Annotated in this window: 14 protein-coding genes; 5 read left to right on the top strand and 9 right to left on the bottom strand. The window is 53.8% G+C overall.

Annotated elements, in window-relative coordinates:
* Both INT32_RS15145 and INT32_RS15140 read right to left on the bottom strand, forming a co-directional pair.
* The coding region (locus INT32_RS15145) for an acyclic terpene utilization AtuA family protein (RefSeq protein ID WP_193089545.1) at positions 1-1,189 on the bottom strand (1,189 nt) is incomplete at its 3' end.
* A 22-nt stretch (positions 1,190-1,211) separates the two neighbouring features.
* The gene (locus INT32_RS15140; protein WP_100699284.1) at positions 1,212-2,171 is read right to left on the bottom strand and encodes a tripartite tricarboxylate transporter substrate binding protein; all 960 of its coding nucleotides are present in this window, start codon (positions 2,169-2,171) and stop codon (positions 1,212-1,214) included.
* A 165-nt stretch (positions 2,172-2,336) separates the two neighbouring features.
* On the opposite strand from INT32_RS15140, the gene INT32_RS15135 reads away from it, so the two are divergent.
* Positions 2,337-3,221 (top strand): LysR family transcriptional regulator, encoded by an 885-nt coding sequence (locus INT32_RS15135; protein ID WP_193089544.1) that lies wholly within the window; start codon positions 2,337-2,339, stop codon positions 3,219-3,221.
* Positions 3,222-3,777: 556 nt separating this feature from the next.
* Here INT32_RS15135 and INT32_RS15130 read toward each other — a convergent pair.
* The 3 genes from INT32_RS15130 to INT32_RS15120 all read right to left on the bottom strand — a co-directional run bounded on the left by INT32_RS15130 (position 3,778) and on the right by INT32_RS15120 (position 6,625).
* Positions 3,778-4,719: a D-2-hydroxyacid dehydrogenase family protein gene (locus INT32_RS15130; protein WP_193089543.1), complete on the bottom strand. Its 942-nt coding sequence runs from the start codon at positions 4,717-4,719 to the stop codon at positions 3,778-3,780.
* Between the two features lie 7 nt (positions 4,720-4,726).
* Positions 4,727-5,728 (bottom strand): tripartite tricarboxylate transporter substrate binding protein, encoded by a 1,002-nt coding sequence (locus INT32_RS15125; protein ID WP_100699287.1) that lies wholly within the window; start codon positions 5,726-5,728, stop codon positions 4,727-4,729.
* Positions 5,729-5,884: 156 nt separating this feature from the next.
* Positions 5,885-6,625 carry a GntR family transcriptional regulator gene (locus tag INT32_RS15120; protein ID WP_100699288.1) on the bottom strand — a complete coding sequence of 247 codons (741 nt, stop codon included), beginning with the start codon at positions 6,623-6,625 and terminating at the stop codon, positions 5,885-5,887.
* A 149-nt stretch (positions 6,626-6,774) separates the two neighbouring features.
* Here INT32_RS15120 and INT32_RS15115 point away from each other — a divergent pair, with 149 nt between their 5' ends.
* Both INT32_RS15115 and INT32_RS15110 read left to right on the top strand, forming a co-directional pair.
* The gene (locus INT32_RS15115; RefSeq protein WP_193089542.1) at positions 6,775-7,701 is read left to right on the top strand and encodes a TauD/TfdA family dioxygenase; all 927 of its coding nucleotides are present in this window, start codon (positions 6,775-6,777) and stop codon (positions 7,699-7,701) included.
* Between the two features lie 86 nt (positions 7,702-7,787).
* Positions 7,788-8,765 (top strand): tripartite tricarboxylate transporter substrate binding protein, encoded by a 978-nt coding sequence (locus INT32_RS15110; RefSeq protein WP_193089541.1) that lies wholly within the window; start codon positions 7,788-7,790, stop codon positions 8,763-8,765.
* A gap of 433 nt (positions 8,766-9,198) precedes the next feature.
* On the opposite strand, the gene INT32_RS15105 is transcribed toward INT32_RS15110, so the two are convergent.
* The 4 genes from INT32_RS15105 to INT32_RS15090 all read right to left on the bottom strand — a co-directional run bounded on the left by INT32_RS15105 (position 9,199) and on the right by INT32_RS15090 (position 12,662).
* A complete protein-coding gene (locus tag INT32_RS15105) occupies positions 9,199-10,230 on the bottom strand; it encodes a tripartite tricarboxylate transporter substrate binding protein (RefSeq protein WP_100699291.1) in 1,032 nt (343 codons plus the stop codon).
* 66 nt (positions 10,231-10,296) lie between these two features.
* Positions 10,297-11,055, bottom strand: a complete 759-nt coding sequence (locus INT32_RS15100; RefSeq protein WP_193089540.1) for an SDR family NAD(P)-dependent oxidoreductase — start codon at positions 11,053-11,055, stop codon at positions 10,297-10,299.
* A complete protein-coding gene (locus tag INT32_RS15095) occupies positions 11,052-11,759 on the bottom strand; it encodes an SDR family NAD(P)-dependent oxidoreductase (protein ID WP_100699293.1) in 708 nt (235 codons plus the stop codon). Before INT32_RS15095 ends, INT32_RS15100 begins: the two co-directional genes overlap by 4 nt.
* A 9-nt stretch (positions 11,760-11,768) precedes the next feature.
* Complete coding sequence (locus INT32_RS15090; protein WP_100699294.1) at positions 11,769-12,662, bottom strand: oxaloacetate decarboxylase; 894 nt, start codon at positions 12,660-12,662, stop codon at positions 11,769-11,771.
* A 318-nt stretch (positions 12,663-12,980) separates the two neighbouring features.
* Between INT32_RS15090 and acnA the strand changes: the two genes are divergently transcribed.
* Both acnA and INT32_RS15080 read left to right on the top strand, forming a co-directional pair.
* Positions 12,981-15,689 carry an aconitate hydratase AcnA gene (acnA, locus tag INT32_RS15085; RefSeq protein ID WP_226817094.1) on the top strand — a complete coding sequence of 903 codons (2,709 nt, stop codon included), beginning with the start codon at positions 12,981-12,983 and terminating at the stop codon, positions 15,687-15,689.
* 52 nt (positions 15,690-15,741) lie between these two features.
* Positions 15,742-17,112 carry a dihydroorotase family protein gene (locus tag INT32_RS15080; RefSeq protein ID WP_100699295.1) on the top strand — a complete coding sequence of 457 codons (1,371 nt, stop codon included), beginning with the start codon at positions 15,742-15,744 and terminating at the stop codon, positions 17,110-17,112.
* Positions 17,113-17,131: the final 19 nt, after the last annotated feature.

Raw genomic sequence — 17,131 nt, 5'->3', positions numbered from 1 at the left:
CTGCCTTGCGATCGTGGCTGCGTGCCGCGACGCGCAAGCGGACCTCATACGGTTCTGGCCGGTCGGGCAGCTCGCCGTGCAGGCTGGAAACCCCAATGTAATCGACTCGGATTTCGGGATATGTGAATCCTCGCAAAGTCAGACGTTCACGTACGATTTGTTCGGACATGCGCGCCCGAGCCAATGCATGCGGGCCGGCATAGCCAACCTCACCCTCGCCGATCCAGCCATCGTGGTAGCCAACCACGACTTTATAGCTGGGGGTGCGTGGGCGCCCGCGTGCACCCATCATCTGCACACGATTTTCGGCCAGCTGTGCAAATTCCGCCTGGGTAATATCAAGAACGCAATCGGGCGTGATGTAACTTGCCGGATCGTGCATTTCGTATAGGGCCTGCTCCGTGCAGGTGGCTATATCCAGTCGTCCGCCGGAGCCATTCACTTTGCCGAACCGGACGTTGCCGTCGACATCGATATCCGCAAAAGGAAATCCAATACGGGCCATATCCGGTACGAATTTACGAGGCAAGTCGGCGAAACAACCACCGGTCAGTTGAGCGGCGCATTCCATCAGATGACCTGCAAACGTACCGGCTGCAAGTCGCGTGTAATCGTCGTAAGACCAGCCCAGACCATGCAACATGCAGGCAAGGAAAAGTGACGGGTCGGCCACACGACCAGTCACGACAATCTGCGCGTTCTGCCTGAGCGCATCACTGACAATATCTGCCCCCAAATAGGCGTTCGCCGCCGCCAGGTGAGGCAGCAGTGACTCCACCGGCTCACCGCTTTCCAGCAAAGGCAGTTGTGGATTGGCGCGGATAACCTCGGTCACATCATCGCCGACAATAGAAGCAACATTTGGCGCTTCCAGCCCCAATTGCTGCGCTTGTTCACGAACAATCCGGGCTGCATATAGCGGGTTGGCGGCGCCCATATTGGTCACAATCCGTATCCCGCGCTGCATGCAGTCTGGCAAGACCATGCGCATGCGATCGACGAGATAGGGTGAGTACCCCGCTTCGGGATTTTTAAGACGGGTCAGTGTTTCACGGGCAATCGTCCGTTCAGCCAGGCATTCGAATACCAGATAATCGATATCACCATGTCGGGCCAATTCCAGTGCCGGCTCAAGACGGTCATCGGAAAAGCCCGAACCGGCTGCGACACGTATGCTTTTTTTTGTCATGCAATTACTCCAATTAATCCGCTTACTCCGGTTGGATGCCTGCGGCCTTGATGATCCTGGCCCATTTCTCGGTTTCAGAGGCCTGGAACCGCTTAAGGACCTCGCCATCACCAAAGGCCACTTCGGTGCCGGTTTTCTCCGTCAATTGCTTCAATTCTGGTGAATTCATCGCCTTCTTGAGCAATTGGCTTAACTGCGCCGTGACTTCAGGCGAGGCATTGCCCGGCAGATAGACGGCAGTCCAGTAAGACATTTCGTACCCTTTGACGCCGGCCTCCTCCATCGTCGGCAGCATGGGCAGGATTTCCAGTCGCCGCTGGCTGCTGACAGCGAGGCCACGCAACTTTCCGCTTTTGATAAGGTTGACTGCAGAAGAGGTATCGACAAACATCACCTGAAGCAAACCGCCCATCAAATCATTGAGCGCGTTTGGATTGCTTTTGTAGGGAACGTGGACCAGATCCACGCCAGCGATCTGCTTGTATAACTCGGAAGAAACACGTGACGAAGAACTACCGCTACCAAAATTAAGCCTGCCGGGTTCTTTCTTTGCCTGAATAGTAAAATCGGCGACCGTGGTAGCCGGAAAGTCCGGCTTTGTGACCATCACCAGATATCCTTTGCGCAGCAAGGCGACTGGCGTGAAGTCCTTAACCGGATCGTACGGCACGTTCTTGTATAAATGTTCGGCGGCGGCATGAGTGCTATTGGTTGTCAATAGCATCGTATATCCGTCAGGCTTTGCATTTGCGACATCTTGTGCAGCAATAAAACCGTTGCCGCCCGGCCGGTTTTCAACCACAACCGTGATTTTATCCGCTTGCCCCATCGCATGGGCCAGTGCTCGCGCAACCTGATCGGTGCCGCTGCCAGCGCCGAACGGCACAACCATTCTAATGGGCTTGGAAGGATAAGGCTGGGCTACGGCCGATTGAGCCATGGCGATGGACAGCGCAGCGCACAAGTAGAAAATCGATTTCATCAGGTCTCCTTGGATTAGTGGCAAATAAGCAAATGCGATAACTCGCCGGGCTTGCCTTCGTTGTCATTACTTGTGCGGACAGTGTAGATAGGGCACACTGATATCGGAAGTGAATTTATCTTATCAATTTGATGTTAATAAATTATCAATAAGCCGGAGTACCCGATGCGCTCAACATTGACTGTCCACGAATTGGAAGCATTTTTGTTGCTCGCAGAAACCTGTAATTTCCATCGCGCGGCTGAACGGTTCCATGTATCACAACCAGCATTCAGCCGTACCATCCAATCTGCCGAACAGAAATTGGTAACGCGGCTGTTCGACCGCAATACCCGCCAAGTAGGGTTGACGCGCGCTGGGGAAGAGCTATTGCCAATCGCTCGCCGCATTGTTGCCGAGTTCTACGATTCATTGAGCGATCTGTCTGAATTTGTAGCCGGGCGAAAGGGTCTGATCACGATCGCCTGCCTGCCATCGGCCGCTGCGCTACTGCCAGAAACCATGTTCAAGTTCGAACAGTCATATCCGCGAGTAACCATTTCATTGGTACCTCTATCGAACGAATTCGTGCGGGAGATGGTCTTTGACGGGCGGGCAGACTTTGGCATATCGGTTGCCCCAGGCCCACAGGGACAAGTCGTATTCGAACCCTTTACACGAGACGATTTCGTACTGATCTGCAGCCGCAAAGATCCCCTGGCAAAGCGCCGGCAGGTCGATTGGAACGTACTGGCCGAGCGCCCAATCGTCGCCAGTGGCTCGGCAAGCAGCATTCGCCCCATCGTAGATCAGGTGTATGCAGATCTTGGCTTGTCTATCCAGCCCAAGTACGAGGCAACAAATATTTCGGTGGTTGGTGCAATGGTGTCGGCCGGGCTCGGTATCGCGCCTATTCCCCGTTTGGCTTTGCGGCTGATGGATAGTACGGGGCTGGCGGTACTCAAGCTGGGTCGGCCAGTAGTGTATCGGGACATTGGGATATTGACGCGTAGCGGGCGCTCGCTATCGGCCGCAGCTACCAAGTTTCTGGATACATTGAGGATGCAGTAAAGGGGGCAGGTTCATGACCAGCGTCCGGCTATGCGACCCCGTCATGCGACAATGACAATTGAAACGACAAATAGGCCTCTGTCATATTTGCCCAATACAGAAGTAATCCGTGTCGAGTACTCGTCCGACTTACCGCTGGAGTCAATAATTGCTTTATAAACTGATTTTTTTCAGAAGCATTCAGTTGATCAAACGTGCAATTGAATAAACTGCCTGCCTTGTAGGCTTTCATATAAGGCCATAATCACCCAGCGGGTTTCAATGCCTTCGCATACTTTTCGCGATGCGACTGCTGCCCCTTCGCGTCAATTCCAATATCTCATTTCTTAATTTGTTTGCCTCAACAACCCCCTGCTCTGGGATCTATTTTCCAAGGTCAACCAGCTCTCGATATTCAATAAAGCGGCGGCGCTTTGTATTCTCATATAAAAGCGAATATCCTCTTCCGAATATCCTAAAATCAGCCCTATTTGCCGTTCTGCCTCTTCTGAACATCCATGTTTCCAGGAATGCTCCAGCAGCACGGTGCCTTGTGCTGCTCATTTTGAGTGTGCGCTCACACCAGGTTTGTTGGCTCGCCAGCAAAAAAGTGGTTGATATTATCAAACGCAGTTGCGAAATAACTTTCATAATTGTCTCGCTCTACATACCCCAAGTGCGGGGTACACAATACATTTGGCATATTAAGCAGCGGCGAGGCGGTGACCGGTTCCTCCTCATAGACGTCAACGGCAGCAAAGCCGGGAGCGCCATTAACCAGCGCATTCTGCAGCGCGCCGGTTTGAATCAGCTCTGCCCTGCTGGTATTGACGATCAACGCGTGGGTGCCCATTCTGGCTAGATCGGTTTCTTTTACGATACCCTGCGTCTCATCATTAAGACGGATATGCAGGGAAACGATGTCGCTTTGTGCAAAAAAATGTTCCCGGGAAGGCGCCACTTCAAAGCCGTCGGATCGGGCTTTATCTGTCGATCCTGATCTGCCCCAGACCCAAACGTTCATGCCGAAGGCTCGACCATATCGCGCAACCTGCTCGCCAATTCTGCCATAGCTCCATATGCCCAACCTGTGGCCGTGTAGTTTCTGACCAAGGCTTCCCTGCCACAAGCCCTGCTTAAGACGATTGGCCTCGGCCACGATATGCCGGCGGCTGGCCAGGATCAACGCCCAGGTAAGCTCTGCCGTCGCGGTGCCCGATCCGGCTCCCTGCGCCACGGCAATGTCCAGGCGACGGCAGGCCTCAAGATCAATGTGCCCTGCCACCTTGCCTATTTGACTGATGAGCTTTAACCGGGGCAATTGTCTGAGCATGTCTTCTGTCAACACCGTTCTTTCCCGGGTCAGCACCAACGCATCGGCGTGTGCAAAGCGTCGCACCAGTTCATCCGGATCTTTACAACTGTCATTGTAGACAGTCACTTCATGCGATCGCAGTTTTTTGAAACAGTCCAGATCACGAACGCAATCTTGATAATCTTCAGGAATGATGATGTGCATAGTAGGTCTATTGAATTTTCAGATTAAGCTTTTTGGCAATCCCATGCCAGGTTTTCAGATCTTCCCTAATGACTTGATTGAACGCTTCCACGCTATTGCCACCCGGTTCGATACCCATCGATTTAAATGTCTCTGCCACTCGAGGGTCGGCCAGTGCTTTTTTTACATGTTCATTTAGCTTGCTGATGATGGCCGGATCAGTTCCCGCCCGGGCGAGCAGGCCATACCAGGGATGAATCTCAAATCCCGGAAAACCTTGTTCAGCGATCGTAGGCACATCTGGCACCAGCGGTGAACGCTTTGCCGTGGGCACGGCCAACGCCTTGATTTTATTGTCTTTCAACAAGGGCAAGGCAACCGTAGTATCCAGAAAAATGGCGTGAATCCTGCCCGACAAAAGGTCCTGAATAGCGGGCGCAGCACCTTTATACGGCGTGTGCTCCAGTGCGATGCCCGCCCGGTCTTTGAACATCTCCATCGCCAAGTGCCCGGACGATCCATTGCCCGAAGAGCCATAGAAATAGGCGGAGGGCTTGGCTTTGACCATGTCAATGAATTCGCTCAAAGTGTTTACGGGCGTTTTTACATTGACCACGAGCAGATGCGAGATATAGCCCACCACAGAAACGCCGGTAAAGTCAGTGGTCATATCAAATGGAAAATCAGAACGCAGCGCCGGAGTCGTAACGGCCTGGATAGAAGGAAAAGCCAGGGTGTAACCATCGGCAGGTGCGTTGCGCACTTCACTGAGCGCAATGACACCTGTGCCGCCTGGCTTATTGATGACCACAATGGTCCGCCCCAGGTTCTCGCTCATGGGCCTCGAGATCGCCCGAGCCATCAGATCGGTCGGGCCGCCAGGTGCAAATGGCACCACAATCTTTATCGGCTTTTCAGGATAGCCAACTGCTTCTGCTGTTGCGGCAAATACCCGAGCAGCGAAAGGCAGGCCAACCATAGCCGCCGCGCCCTGGATCAGAATCGCTCTACGCTTGTCATTCATCTTCATTGTTATCTCCTTGTCATTGTCGTTTTATTATTCAAGAATTCTACCTTCCGCCTGACTGACAATCACAAGCGCAATTCCACTGGATGGAATTGCTGAGAAAATTCAAATGAACCGGGCTATTGATACGTTCGGTAGCCGCAACCAATAGCGCAATTTTTAAGCCGGGTCCTGCTCTTTATTTATGTCTTTGAAGGAGAGCGTTTCCTTCACAGCAAGATAGGAACTGTGTAACAACGATTTGGCGGCGTTCTCCGCAGTTGCACCGTTGCCATTGGAAACTTCTGCAACCACCGCTGCCCAATCGGAAGCTGACTGTTTTCTGCGCTTTTGTGTACGGAAGCTAACCGCCTTTTCTCTAATTGCAAAGCGCCATAGCGCCTGATCGCTCAGCGCCTCATACATCGTATGAAGACGTTTTATACCGCTTGCCGACATTAGAATCCGCTGCATGTGGACAGATATTTCCATGTAATCCACCGGCTGGGTTTTCGGGTCATTGGCTAACTTTTTCAATTGAGCAACACCAGCCTGTAACTGCTCCAGGGTATCTGGCGAATGCTTCTCCGCCACAAGACGCGCAGCCAATCCGAGCAATTGAGCACGAATAATAAAGATTTGCTCAATTTCAAGCGGGTCGAAGGCAGTCACCCGAACGCCATATCGCGGGATCCTTTCGGCCACACCGTGTCGCTCAAGAATCGACATGGCTTCCCGTATGGTGCTGCGGCTGACAGCAAAACGTTCCGCATAGGTCTCTTCCTTCATGCGTTCGCCTGGCTCGATGACACCTTCCTGGATGGCTTTCAAAAGCTGTTCTGCGACCTGTTCCGGCAATGTTTTTGCATGACGGCCGATCTGGATAGCTTCATTCTGAAAGTAGGCATCTTGATGTTTCATGCGATTCCTTTTTATGCAGTTTGTTCTATTTTAGCGACAATTATCTGGCTGCGGCCATAAATTTCGCCTAACATTTAATGTCGACAAAATACATAAAACAAGGTTAGTATTAAATAGATGTATTTATGCAAATTCTTATGGAGACGACAATGGCGCAAATTCAGATCAAACCCGTGGGTTATTCACTAGGCGCTCAAATAACCGGCGTAGATATCTCCAAGCCACTGACCGAACAGCAGATCCTTGACATCAAAGATGCGTGGACTCGGCACCAAGTACTGGTCTTCCCCGATCAGGACCTGAACCCCGAATCGCTACTTGCATTCAGCCGTAATTTTGGGGAGCTGGACAATTTTTCCAGCCAGCCATTTAACCGGCATCCTGATTATGATGAGATATTCATGCTTTCGAACAAACCGATTAATGGCAAGGTGCCTCCCGGCTCTACCGGAGGACAAAACTGGCATACGGACCTGTCCTATACAATCAGGCCAGCCAAAGCGACGCTTGTTTATTGCATAGAAAAACCTTCCGTGGGTGGCGATACGATGTTCGCTAATATGTACGATGCCTACGAAACACTGTCCCCTGTGCTGCAACAATTCCTGGATGGCCTGGAAGCCGTCCATGACGTCAATCTAATTACCGCAAAACGACCGCCGGAGATCGTCGCAGAGTTTGCCCGACTGAACCCGCCGGTCATCCATCCCGCCATTCGTACCCATCCGGAGTCCGAGCGCAAAGCGCTATACGTGAACCCCCGGACTCGCAGATTCGTGGGCATGACAGAAGCCGAAAGCGCCCCCCTGATTAAATACCTGTCCGAGCACGCTGTTTCTCCCAAGTTTGTCTACCGTCATCGTTGGTCTGTCCGAGATCTTGTGATGTGGGATAACCGATGCTTGACTCATTTGGCGGTAGGAGATTTCGATCGTTCGGAAATCCGCCATATGCTGAGAACATCAACGATGGGCGACTACTATGGACGCTACGAAGATGAAGCTACAGGAGCGGAAGCGATAAAAACCAAGGGCAACAAGGACTTGGCCAAGGCGCTATCGTTGTTACATGATTGATGCAATAGTGTCGGCGTTGGACGAGTAACGCCGGCAGAGAACATCTACCTATGGCAGCCTGCATAATAAATTAATAGGGAACGCTTATGAAAACCTGTATCAACGCCATACTGAAGACAATGGCAATTAGCGCGTCTGTAATTTCCACGGTATTATCCCCGACCTCAGTTTTCGCCCAGAATCCCATCCGTGTCATGGTCGGGTTTCCGCCAGGAGGCGCCACGGACGTGATGGCGCGCGCGTTAGCAAATGAACTGTCAAAACAGATGCATCGGGAGTTTGTTGTTGAAAACAGACCCGGGGCAAGCGGAAATATAGCGGCATCTGCAGTAGCACGCGCAACGCCTAACGGCGAATCTTTGCTGTTCGTAGCCAGTACTCACGCGACTAACCCATCCTTGTATTCCAACTTGAGCTTTGACGCAAAGAATGACTTCGCCACAATTGGTATGGTCGCCACTTCACCCTATGTTCTGGTCGTCAATCCCAAGTTGACGGTTAAATCGGTGGATGAGCTGACTGCCTATCTAAAGCAGCACCCTGGTGAAATTAATTTTGCTTCTGCAAGTGCTGGAACCGGTCAGCACTTGGCAGGCGAAGTCTATAAGAAAGATGCTGGGGTGAATATTCTTCATGTGCCCTACAAAGGAAGCTCAGCCGCACTTTCGGATTTAATTGCAGGAAGAGTGGAAATGATGTTCGATAATGTGGCCGTGATGATGCCGCATATAAAAAGCGGTGCACTGCGTCCGTTGGCGGTAACGTCTCAGCAGCGTTTCAAGGAATTTCCTGACGTGCCCACGATGGCTGAAGAAGGCTATGCCGATTTTAATGTTGTTAGCTGGTTCGCCTTACTAGCGCCCGCAAAGACGCCCGTTCAATATCTCGACGAATTAAACATCAAGGTCAATGAAGTACTCAAGAGCGAATCGTTTATCAAACAACTGGCTGAGTTTGGCGCAACCCCCAAGTCATCGACCAGGGAGCAATCAAATGCTTTCATTGATACCGAGATCACACGCTGGCACAAAGTAATTAATGACCTGGGATTGAAAATCAACTAATAGTGTCATCTGTCGAACCAGATATCTGGTCAGGCAAACTGCTGCCCGGGCGGTCAGCGCTTTTTTCACCGCGAATACCGTATGTGCTACTCACCGTATCCAAGATGAGCCATTGAGCTGTCTATGTTAAGCCCGTTCATGTACTGCTCGCCGGAGACATAGAGGAAAGCATAAATTTACCGATATACAAAGTCAGTTCTTGTAGACTCTCGCAAAAGGTCAATGCATCTACTCGTCCGAAACCAATCGTGAAATCCGGCTTTCTTGCGGAAAAAAGACCACATAGTTACCCCGTCAAAAACAAAAGACGCAAAAGCCGGGCGAATAACCTTGCGACTGCGTCTTTTGTCGCTCTTCCCGAATATCTCGGCAGAGCAAGTGAACAGATCAACTTACTTATTACTTGTAGCGTGCCATTGTGAAAAAATCGATTTCACTCCACGCGAGCACCGGAAATTTTCACCGCCTCGGCCCACTTGGTAATTTCCTCGTCGACAAACGTGCCAAACTGATCGGGCGAGGAAGGTTTGAATTCGCTGCCCGCTCCGATCATCTTCGCCTTGGCTTGTGGGTCGGCCATGACTTCACGCATGTCGGCAGCGATTTTTTCGATCAGTGCCTTGGGCGTACCCTTGGGCGCAAAAAAGCCTGACCATGGAGGTGCGGCAAAGCCAGGAAATCCTTGTTCCGCTACCGTAGGGTAGTCGGGTGCACTGTCAAAGCGATCGGCGGTCGTGAGCGCAACAATTTTCAGTTTGCCGCTTTTGGCATAAGCCTGTACTGCCGGCAGGCCGGTAATACCGACTTGAATCTGACCACCCAGCAAATCGGTCACCATTGGAGTGCTACCGCGATAGGGAATGTGCAATAGCTCAAATCCGCTGCGGTTCTTGAGCAACTCCATGCCCAAGTGCGACGCTGTACCATTGCCATCCGAGCCGTAGGAATACTTTCCCTCGTCCTCTGTCTTCAGGAGTTCGATCAACTCGGTCAGATTGTCAGCAGGGACCTTGTTATTGACCACGATGGCATTGGGATACAGCGTGGCCTGGGTAATGGGCTCAAAATCCTTGATCGGATCGTAGCGCATATTTTTATAAAGCGAGACGTTGATCCCATGGGATCCTGTCACGCCCAGAACCAGTGTATAACCATCCGGCTTTGAGCGAGCCACGTATTCCGAACCGAGATTACCACCGGCACCCGGACGGTTTTCAACAATAACCGATTGATCCCACTTTTTGGCAAGCCCATCGGCAACCAGGCGCGCGGTAATGTCCGTGGCGCCACCGGCGGGAAACGGAACAACGATTGTAACGGGACGCGAGGGATAGCCCGCCACGCCATCATCAGCCGCCGCGCCGGTCATTGCAAATATACCCAGCGGCCCGGCCAGTAAACCCAGCGCGGTGCTTTTGAGCAGAGTACGACGCAAGCTGGCGCCGGCAGTGAAGAACTTTCTCATATTCGTGTGTCTCTCTGTGCGTGAATCAATGTAGTTAATAAAAATGTAAAACAGAACGGATCGCCGCTATATTGCGGTATATCCCCCATCTACACGTACATCTACGCCCGTCATGAACGAAGCGCTTTTACTCATGAGGAACAAGGCCATTTGGGCGATGTCTTCTACTTCCCCCAGGCGTCCGACTGGATAGCGTGAGGCCAGCATATGACGCGCCGTCTCGGCATCGCCATAACGGCGCAACACTCGACTGCTCAATACCGCGCCGGGCGACAAACTCACGGACCGAACGCCTTCGTCAGCGTGATCCACTGCAATAGCCCGTGCCAGCGCGATCAACCCTGCCTTGCTGGTGCCGTAAGCGCCTCGTCCCGGCGCGGCAACACTGCCCAACTGCGACGCAATGTTGAGCACTAAGCCCCGACCGGCACGTCGCATGGGCCCCAGTGCAAACTTGCACATCAGCCACGCCCCGGTCAGGTTGATGTCCAACGCCTGCTGCCAGTGCTCAAGGGACAGGTCGCCCAACTTCTCGCCGGGCGTCACGACCGCGGCATTATTTACCAACACGTCAAGGCGTCCCCAGCGCGCCAGTACAGCATCGATCACACGACGTACCTGTTCGGAATCTGCCACATCGCAGGGCAAACGCAACAGGCGCTCATCGTCCTGGCCGCTGCGCTGGGCAAGTCCTTCAGCATCCAGGTCAACCAACGCGACCCGCGCTCCAGCGCCCAGGCATGCTTGGGCGATTCCCCAGCCCAGGTCACCGGCTGCACCAGTGATGACAACGACATGCCCGGAAAGGTCAGCGTTGACTGTCATACCGATGCTGCTCCTATGGATGCGCCACCGCACACGTATAGCGTTTGCCCTGTGATCGCACCAGCCTCGGGCGAAAGAAAAAAGGCGATGGTCGCGGCCACTTCGTCGGGGCGAATCAGGCGACCTAACGGCAGATCAAGCACGGGGGCTGCGCCGCGCGCCGAATCGTTCAGCATCGGCGTATCGACCACCCCAGGCGCCACCACATTTACCGTGATGCCGCGCCCGATGAGTTCGGCCGCAAGACTACGCGCCATACCGACCTGTGCAGCCTTGGTAGCTGCATATGCTGCTCGGCGTGCACGACCCAGCATGGCACGACTTGAGACCAGCACAATTCGTCCCAGCCTCTCGACCAGACGCGGGCCAAGATGGCCGACCAGAGCCAATGGCGCGGCACCATGCAGGCGCCACAGCAACTCCGTTTCTTGTGGCTGCGAATCAAAAGCCCCGCCGCTACGCATGACTCCGGCACAATGCACAAAAGCGTGCAGTTGCCCCGGCAGCTGTGTCACCATTGCGTCGATGCTAGCGTGGTCCGTCAGATCGCACGAATAATGCGTATAGGCTGGGCAAGCCGACATCGGCCAGGGCTGACAGTCGATCCCGCATACCGTCCAGCCTGCGCCTAGCAAGCGCTGAGCGAGCGCCAGCCCTATACCCGAAGCCGAACCGGTAATGACGGCGACACGTTCAGCACACATCCGCGCTCCTCACTGATCCAGAGTCGTCAGGCGTTTTTCCAGGGCGCGCATGTTTTCATAATCCATGAGCTTCATAATGTCTTCAATGCCCACAAGCAAATCCGGTCGATCTGCCGGCTCGCCCGTGGCAATCACTTCCTGCATCACGCCCAAGGCCTGCTGCATTGCGTGAATTGCTGCGGCCGGCAACATGCGCGGAAGGCTGATGCGCTTGACACCCATTTCCTTTAATCGGGGCAGTGGAATGAGGGGCGTGGTGGGGCGCGCGCGAATGCCGAAGCCCATATTGACGCTCACCGGGATGCCCGCCGCATCGACAATTCGCTGGATGTCGTCCTCGGTGCGCACAGCATCCGGAAACAGCATATCGGCACCCGCCGCTGCGTAAGCCTTGGCTCGTCGGATCGTGCCTTCGATTCCTTCTACTGCCAGGGAATCCGTACGAGCCACGATCACGAAGTCGTCATTGTGACGCGCCAGACATGCCGCCTCGATTTTCTTGACCATCTCGGCTTCGCTGATGACATCTTTGCCGGGCATGTGCCCGCAACGCTTGGGGCTGACCTGATCTTCAAGATTGACTCCCGCCACACCGGCCTCTTCAAACAACCGGACGGTGTGAAATACGTTTACCGGGTTGCCGTAACCGGTATCTGCATCCGCCGTCAGGGGGATAGAGACCGAACGCGCCAGATTGCGGCAATGGTTGACATTCTCTGCCAGTCCCATAACGCCGATGTCAGCCACGCCGAGCAGTGAATTGGAGATCGCAGCCCCGCTGGTGCATGCCGTCTTAAAGCCGGCGGCTTCGACCAGACGTATGCTATAGCCATCGTAGACTCCGGGTGAAACGATAAAGGCTTCACTTTTCAGTAACGCCCGAAACTTGCTGGCACTATTCATTCTTTGTCCATTCCCACAAAAGTAAACATAAAGACTGTCTTCACGAATCGTGAGAGGCGTTAAACACTTATCGCCCCCGAATGCCCAACAGAATATCAATCCATTCACTAAACTGTCAACTCTTTTGATCAATTTAATTTTCAAACCACTGCATGCTCGATACATCTCCAGGCACTTTATGTATATAATCGATTGATAATTAACAATATTAAATTTTTATTGAATATATTTAGATTGACTGATAGATGACAAAATCTGCCTTCACCGGGAAAACTGTTGACAATTTCAGGCGTTAAATTTAACCTTATGAAATCCTTCATGCGCCAACAAGTCTATGCCATGACAAAACAAATACAGATCCAACAGCAGTCCCTGCGCTATACCAACATACACGACATTACAGCGGCATCCGGACAGGACCTATCCGCCTTTCCGTACGTCATACGCGTGCTTCTGGAGAACGTCTGTCGCCATAAGAGCTGGGGCGCCAACATTACCGAAAACGAAGTCGCTGCCCTGCTCAAGTGGAATGAAAACGTCGGCGCCGAACTTGCGTTACACGTGGCCAGGGTTATTCTGCCTGACTCCAGTGGCCTGCCGGTGCTTCAGGATCTGGCAGCACTGCGCGATGCCGTGGCGCGCAATAACGGGGACCCCGCCACCGTCGACACTCAAGTTCCCGTTGACCTGATAGTGGATCATTCGCTGCAGGTGGACAACTGGAAGAATGCAGACGCGATGTCGCTTAATTTGCGTCGTGAATTTGAGCGCAACAACGAACGTTATGAGTTTCTGAAATGGGCACAACAAGCGTTCCGCGGCTTGCGTGTATTTCCCCCCGGCACAGGTATCATCCACCAGGTCAATCTGGAGTACATTGCCTCTGTAGTCATGAAAGACGAGCGAAAAGACGGCGCCTGGCTGTATCCGGACTTTGTCATCGGCGGCGACTCGCATACGCCAATGATCAATGCGCTTGGCGTGCTGGGATGGGGCGTGGGTGGTATCGACGCGGAAGCGGCTTTGCTGGGACATGCCTATACCTTCCCTATTCCAGAGGTAGTCGGCGTCAGGCTGGTCGGCAGCATCGCGCCCCCTGCCATGACAACAGATGCCGCTTTGCTTATTACTGAGGCGCTGCGCATGGAAGGGGTTACGGGAACCATGATTGAATTCTTCGGCCCCGCGCTGCCGGCCCTGTCAGTCCAGGAACGCGCCACCATCGCAAACATGGCTCCCGAGTATGGTGCCACTTGTGGTTTCTTTCCTGTCGATGTTCGAACACTTGAGTATCTGCTCAGTTCGGGCCGCGACCCGGCGCACGTGCATCTGATTGAAGCCTACTGCAAAGCCAATGGGCTTTTCCGGTCTTCGCCTGAACAGGAACCCCGGTACAGTCGCGTGCTGGAAATCGACCTGTCGCGCGCACAACCCTCGGTTGCCGGGCCACGTCGGCCGCAGGATCGGCTGCCAATCCATGCCGTCGCTGCTGACTTCAGGCGCCGGCTGGATAAGCCCCTGTCCGAAGACGGATTCGGCGCGCACAACAACGCCACCCGCCCGCCGCGCTCGTATATTTCCAGCATCGACGAGCTCGATCACGGCGCTGTCGTACTGGCTGCCATTACCTCGTGCACCAATACCTCTAACCCAAGCGTTATGCTCGCCGCAGGGTTGATCGCCCGTAAAGCCGTAGCGCTCGGGCTGACTGTCCCGGCATGGGTCAAAACGTCGCTCGCACCGGGCTCACGCACTGTCACACGATATCTGGAAGATGCCGGCCTGCTTCAACCGTTGGCAACGCTTGGATTCCATCTGATCGGATATGGCTGCACGACTTGCGGCGGCAAGTCCGGGCCACTGGATGACGCGGTCATAGCGCAGATCGAAAAGAAAGGGCTTGTCGTCGCAGCCGCGCTGTCAGGCAATCGAAACTTTGAAGGTCGTATACACAAACTGATCCGCGCCAATTATATCGGTGCACCGCCGCTTGTCGTGGCCTATGCACTTGCCGGAAGAATCGACATCGATTTTGAGCGTGACCCCGTGGGCCACGACAGCAACGGCAAAGCCATTTATCTGCAGGACGTTTGGCCAACGCCGGATGACATAGCCGCCTTGTTGCCGCTGGCCGGCAAGCCAGAGACTTTTTCCGAGACATATCACAGTGCAGTGATCGATACTCAAATGTGGCGCGATATGCATGCCCCCGAGGGAGTGCTGTTCCCTTGGAATCCCGACTCGCATTACCTCATTGAGCCCCCCTTTTTCAAGCATCCGTCAGATGGCGACGGACTGGCCAGGCTGGCGCAATCACTGGATGCCACCCGCGTTCTGGCCGCCTTCGGCGATTCCTTGACAACAGACCATATTTCTCCCGGGGGCGAGATACCCAGCGATACTCCCGCAGGCCAGTACCTGCTGGAGGCCGGTATCACGCCACGCGATTTCAACAGCTACGTTGCGCGTCGCTGCAATTATCAAATCATGACACGCGCGACATTCGCCAATATCCGCACTAAAAACCAATTGGTGCCGGAAGTTGAAGGCGGCTTTACCCGGTATTTTCCGGACGACATAGAAATGACGATATTTGAGGCGGCAACGCGCTATCAACAGGAAGGCCATGCAACAATTATCCTGGCCGGCAAAGAATACGGCACCGGCAGCAGCCGCGACTGGGCAGCAAAGGGCACCGCCCTGCTGGGAATACAGGCGGTAATTGCCGAGTCCTATGAACGCATCCACCGCGCCAACCTGGTCGGCATGGGAGTTCTGCCTTTGGCGTTCCAGGAAGGAGAAGGTTGGCGACAACTGGGTCTGACCGGCAGCGAATCTTTCCATTTCGAAAACGTTGAAGCAGGAATTACGAACAGCGAACTCATCAACGTCAGCGCCCGACAGGATGGTCGCGAAATCCGCTTCCAGGTACGCCCGCAAGTGTTGACGGCCGCAGAGCGACACCTGATCATGGAAGGCGGCATTCCCCGCAGCGTGCTTCGCGGCTTCCTGCAAGCAAACGATTAACCCGATACTGCACACCCCCGGCTCAACACTTAACAATACTGAAGACGACACTATGGAACTGGACCTCGTACTGACCAATACCCAAATCATGCTGCCTGGCAAGGGCCTGACACCAGGCCAGATCGGAATACGCAATGGCCGCATTGCACTCATTGTCGAGCCCAACGCCCGCCTCCAGGCAGCGGAAACGATAGACTGTGAGGGGCTCTGGACATTGCCCGGCGTTATTGACCCGCATGTGCATTTCGGTTTCGGCTCTCCTGAGACAGATTTCGAGACTGAGTCTCGCTTTGCTGCGCTGGGCGGCACGACAACCGTATTATCATTCCATCGTTCAGCAGACATACGCGACTCATTTGATGCCGTCCGCGAGCGCGCACAGAATCAAAGCTGTATTGATTTCGGCTTTCATTTTGGCATTACCAGTCATTTGCATGTTGAAACGTTGAGCGAGATCTCCCATCAGTTTGGCGTCCCTTCCTATAAGCTCTACATGATGTACAAAGGCGCATCGGGCTTGTCCAAAGGTTTCACTGACATCGACGACGGCCTGTTGTTCGCCGCGCTGCGCGAAACAGCCAAGATTCCTGGCGCGGTGCTCGGCGTGCACTGCGAGAACGTGGAAGTGATCCCCTTGCTGCGCGATCCCTTGCGGGCCGCCGGACGTGACGACTTGAAAGCATGGAACGAACAAAGTCCCGATTTCTTGGAAGCGGAAAACGTGCATCGCGTGTGCTACTTCGCCACAAAGACCGGCACCCCCGTCAACATTGTGCATCTGAGCAGCCGCGAAGCGCTGAACGAAGTACGCCGCCACCGGCTTACCCCGAACGCGCCGCCCATGTACGTCGAAACATGTCCGCACTATCTTTTTCTGAACGACGAATCCTCTGCCGGCACCTATGCCAAAGTCAATCCGCCCGTTCGCGGGCAGGACGACGTCGAAGCAATGTGGGAAGGCGTGCTGGACGGCTCGGTAACGACCATTGGCTCGGATCATGTGCCTCGCAAGCGTGAAACAAAAGACAAGGACATCTGGGCAGCCAGCAATGGTTTTCCGGGTACCGGCATGATTTTGCCCATCCTGCTGCACGAGGGCTATCACAAGCGCAAGGTTCCGCTTGAAACCTTGATCAAAGTCGCAAGTGAAAATGCCGCGAAGATTTACGGCATGCCGGACAAAGGCAGCATAGAAATCGGCAAAGACGCAGACCTGTTGATTGTCGATCCAAATCTTGAGAAAACGGTCGATCCTGACACGCTGGAGTCCAACTCTGACTACTCACCCTACGAAGGAATGACACTCAAAGGCTGGCCGGTCAGAACACTGGTGCGGGGCCGGACCGTTGCCGTGGATGGGAAGATCACGCAAGACGCTAGCAATCTCCCAGGCGGGCGCTTCCTGCGTCGCCTGAATCCTTAATAACCCAACTTTGATTTAT

The organism is Advenella sp. FME57, from assembly GCF_014897675.1.
Taxonomy (GTDB): Bacteria; Pseudomonadota; Gammaproteobacteria; order Burkholderiales; family Burkholderiaceae_B; genus Advenella.
This window is presented reverse-complemented; position numbering and strand designations above follow the sequence as displayed.

Coding starts and splice junctions, on each gene's coding strand:
- INT32_RS15090 (WP_100699294.1), bottom strand. CDS start 12,662: ATGAATAGTGCCAGCAAGTTTCGGGCGTTACTGAAAAGTGAAGCCTTT.
- INT32_RS15105 (WP_100699291.1), bottom strand. CDS start 10,230: ATGAGAAAGTTCTTCACTGCCGGCGCCAGCTTGCGTCGTACTCTGCTC.
- INT32_RS15120 (WP_100699288.1), bottom strand. CDS start 6,625: ATGAAACATCAAGATGCCTACTTTCAGAATGAAGCTATCCAGATCGGC.
- INT32_RS15115 (WP_193089542.1), top strand. CDS start 6,775: ATGGCGCAAATTCAGATCAAACCCGTGGGTTATTCACTAGGCGCTCAA.
- INT32_RS15130 (WP_193089543.1), bottom strand. CDS start 4,719: ATGCACATCATCATTCCTGAAGATTATCAAGATTGCGTTCGTGATCTG.
- INT32_RS15135 (WP_193089544.1), top strand. CDS start 2,337: ATGCGCTCAACATTGACTGTCCACGAATTGGAAGCATTTTTGTTGCTC.
- INT32_RS15140 (WP_100699284.1), bottom strand. CDS start 2,171: ATGAAATCGATTTTCTACTTGTGCGCTGCGCTGTCCATCGCCATGGCT.
- INT32_RS15080 (WP_100699295.1), top strand. CDS start 15,742: ATGGAACTGGACCTCGTACTGACCAATACCCAAATCATGCTGCCTGGC.
- acnA (WP_226817094.1), top strand. CDS start 12,981: ATGCGCCAACAAGTCTATGCCATGACAAAACAAATACAGATCCAACAG.
- INT32_RS15110 (WP_193089541.1), top strand. CDS start 7,788: ATGAAAACCTGTATCAACGCCATACTGAAGACAATGGCAATTAGCGCG.
- INT32_RS15100 (WP_193089540.1), bottom strand. CDS start 11,055: ATGACAGTCAACGCTGACCTTTCCGGGCATGTCGTTGTCATCACTGGT.
- INT32_RS15125 (WP_100699287.1), bottom strand. CDS start 5,728: ATGAAGATGAATGACAAGCGTAGAGCGATTCTGATCCAGGGCGCGGCG.
- INT32_RS15095 (WP_100699293.1), bottom strand. CDS start 11,759: ATGTGTGCTGAACGTGTCGCCGTCATTACCGGTTCGGCTTCGGGTATA.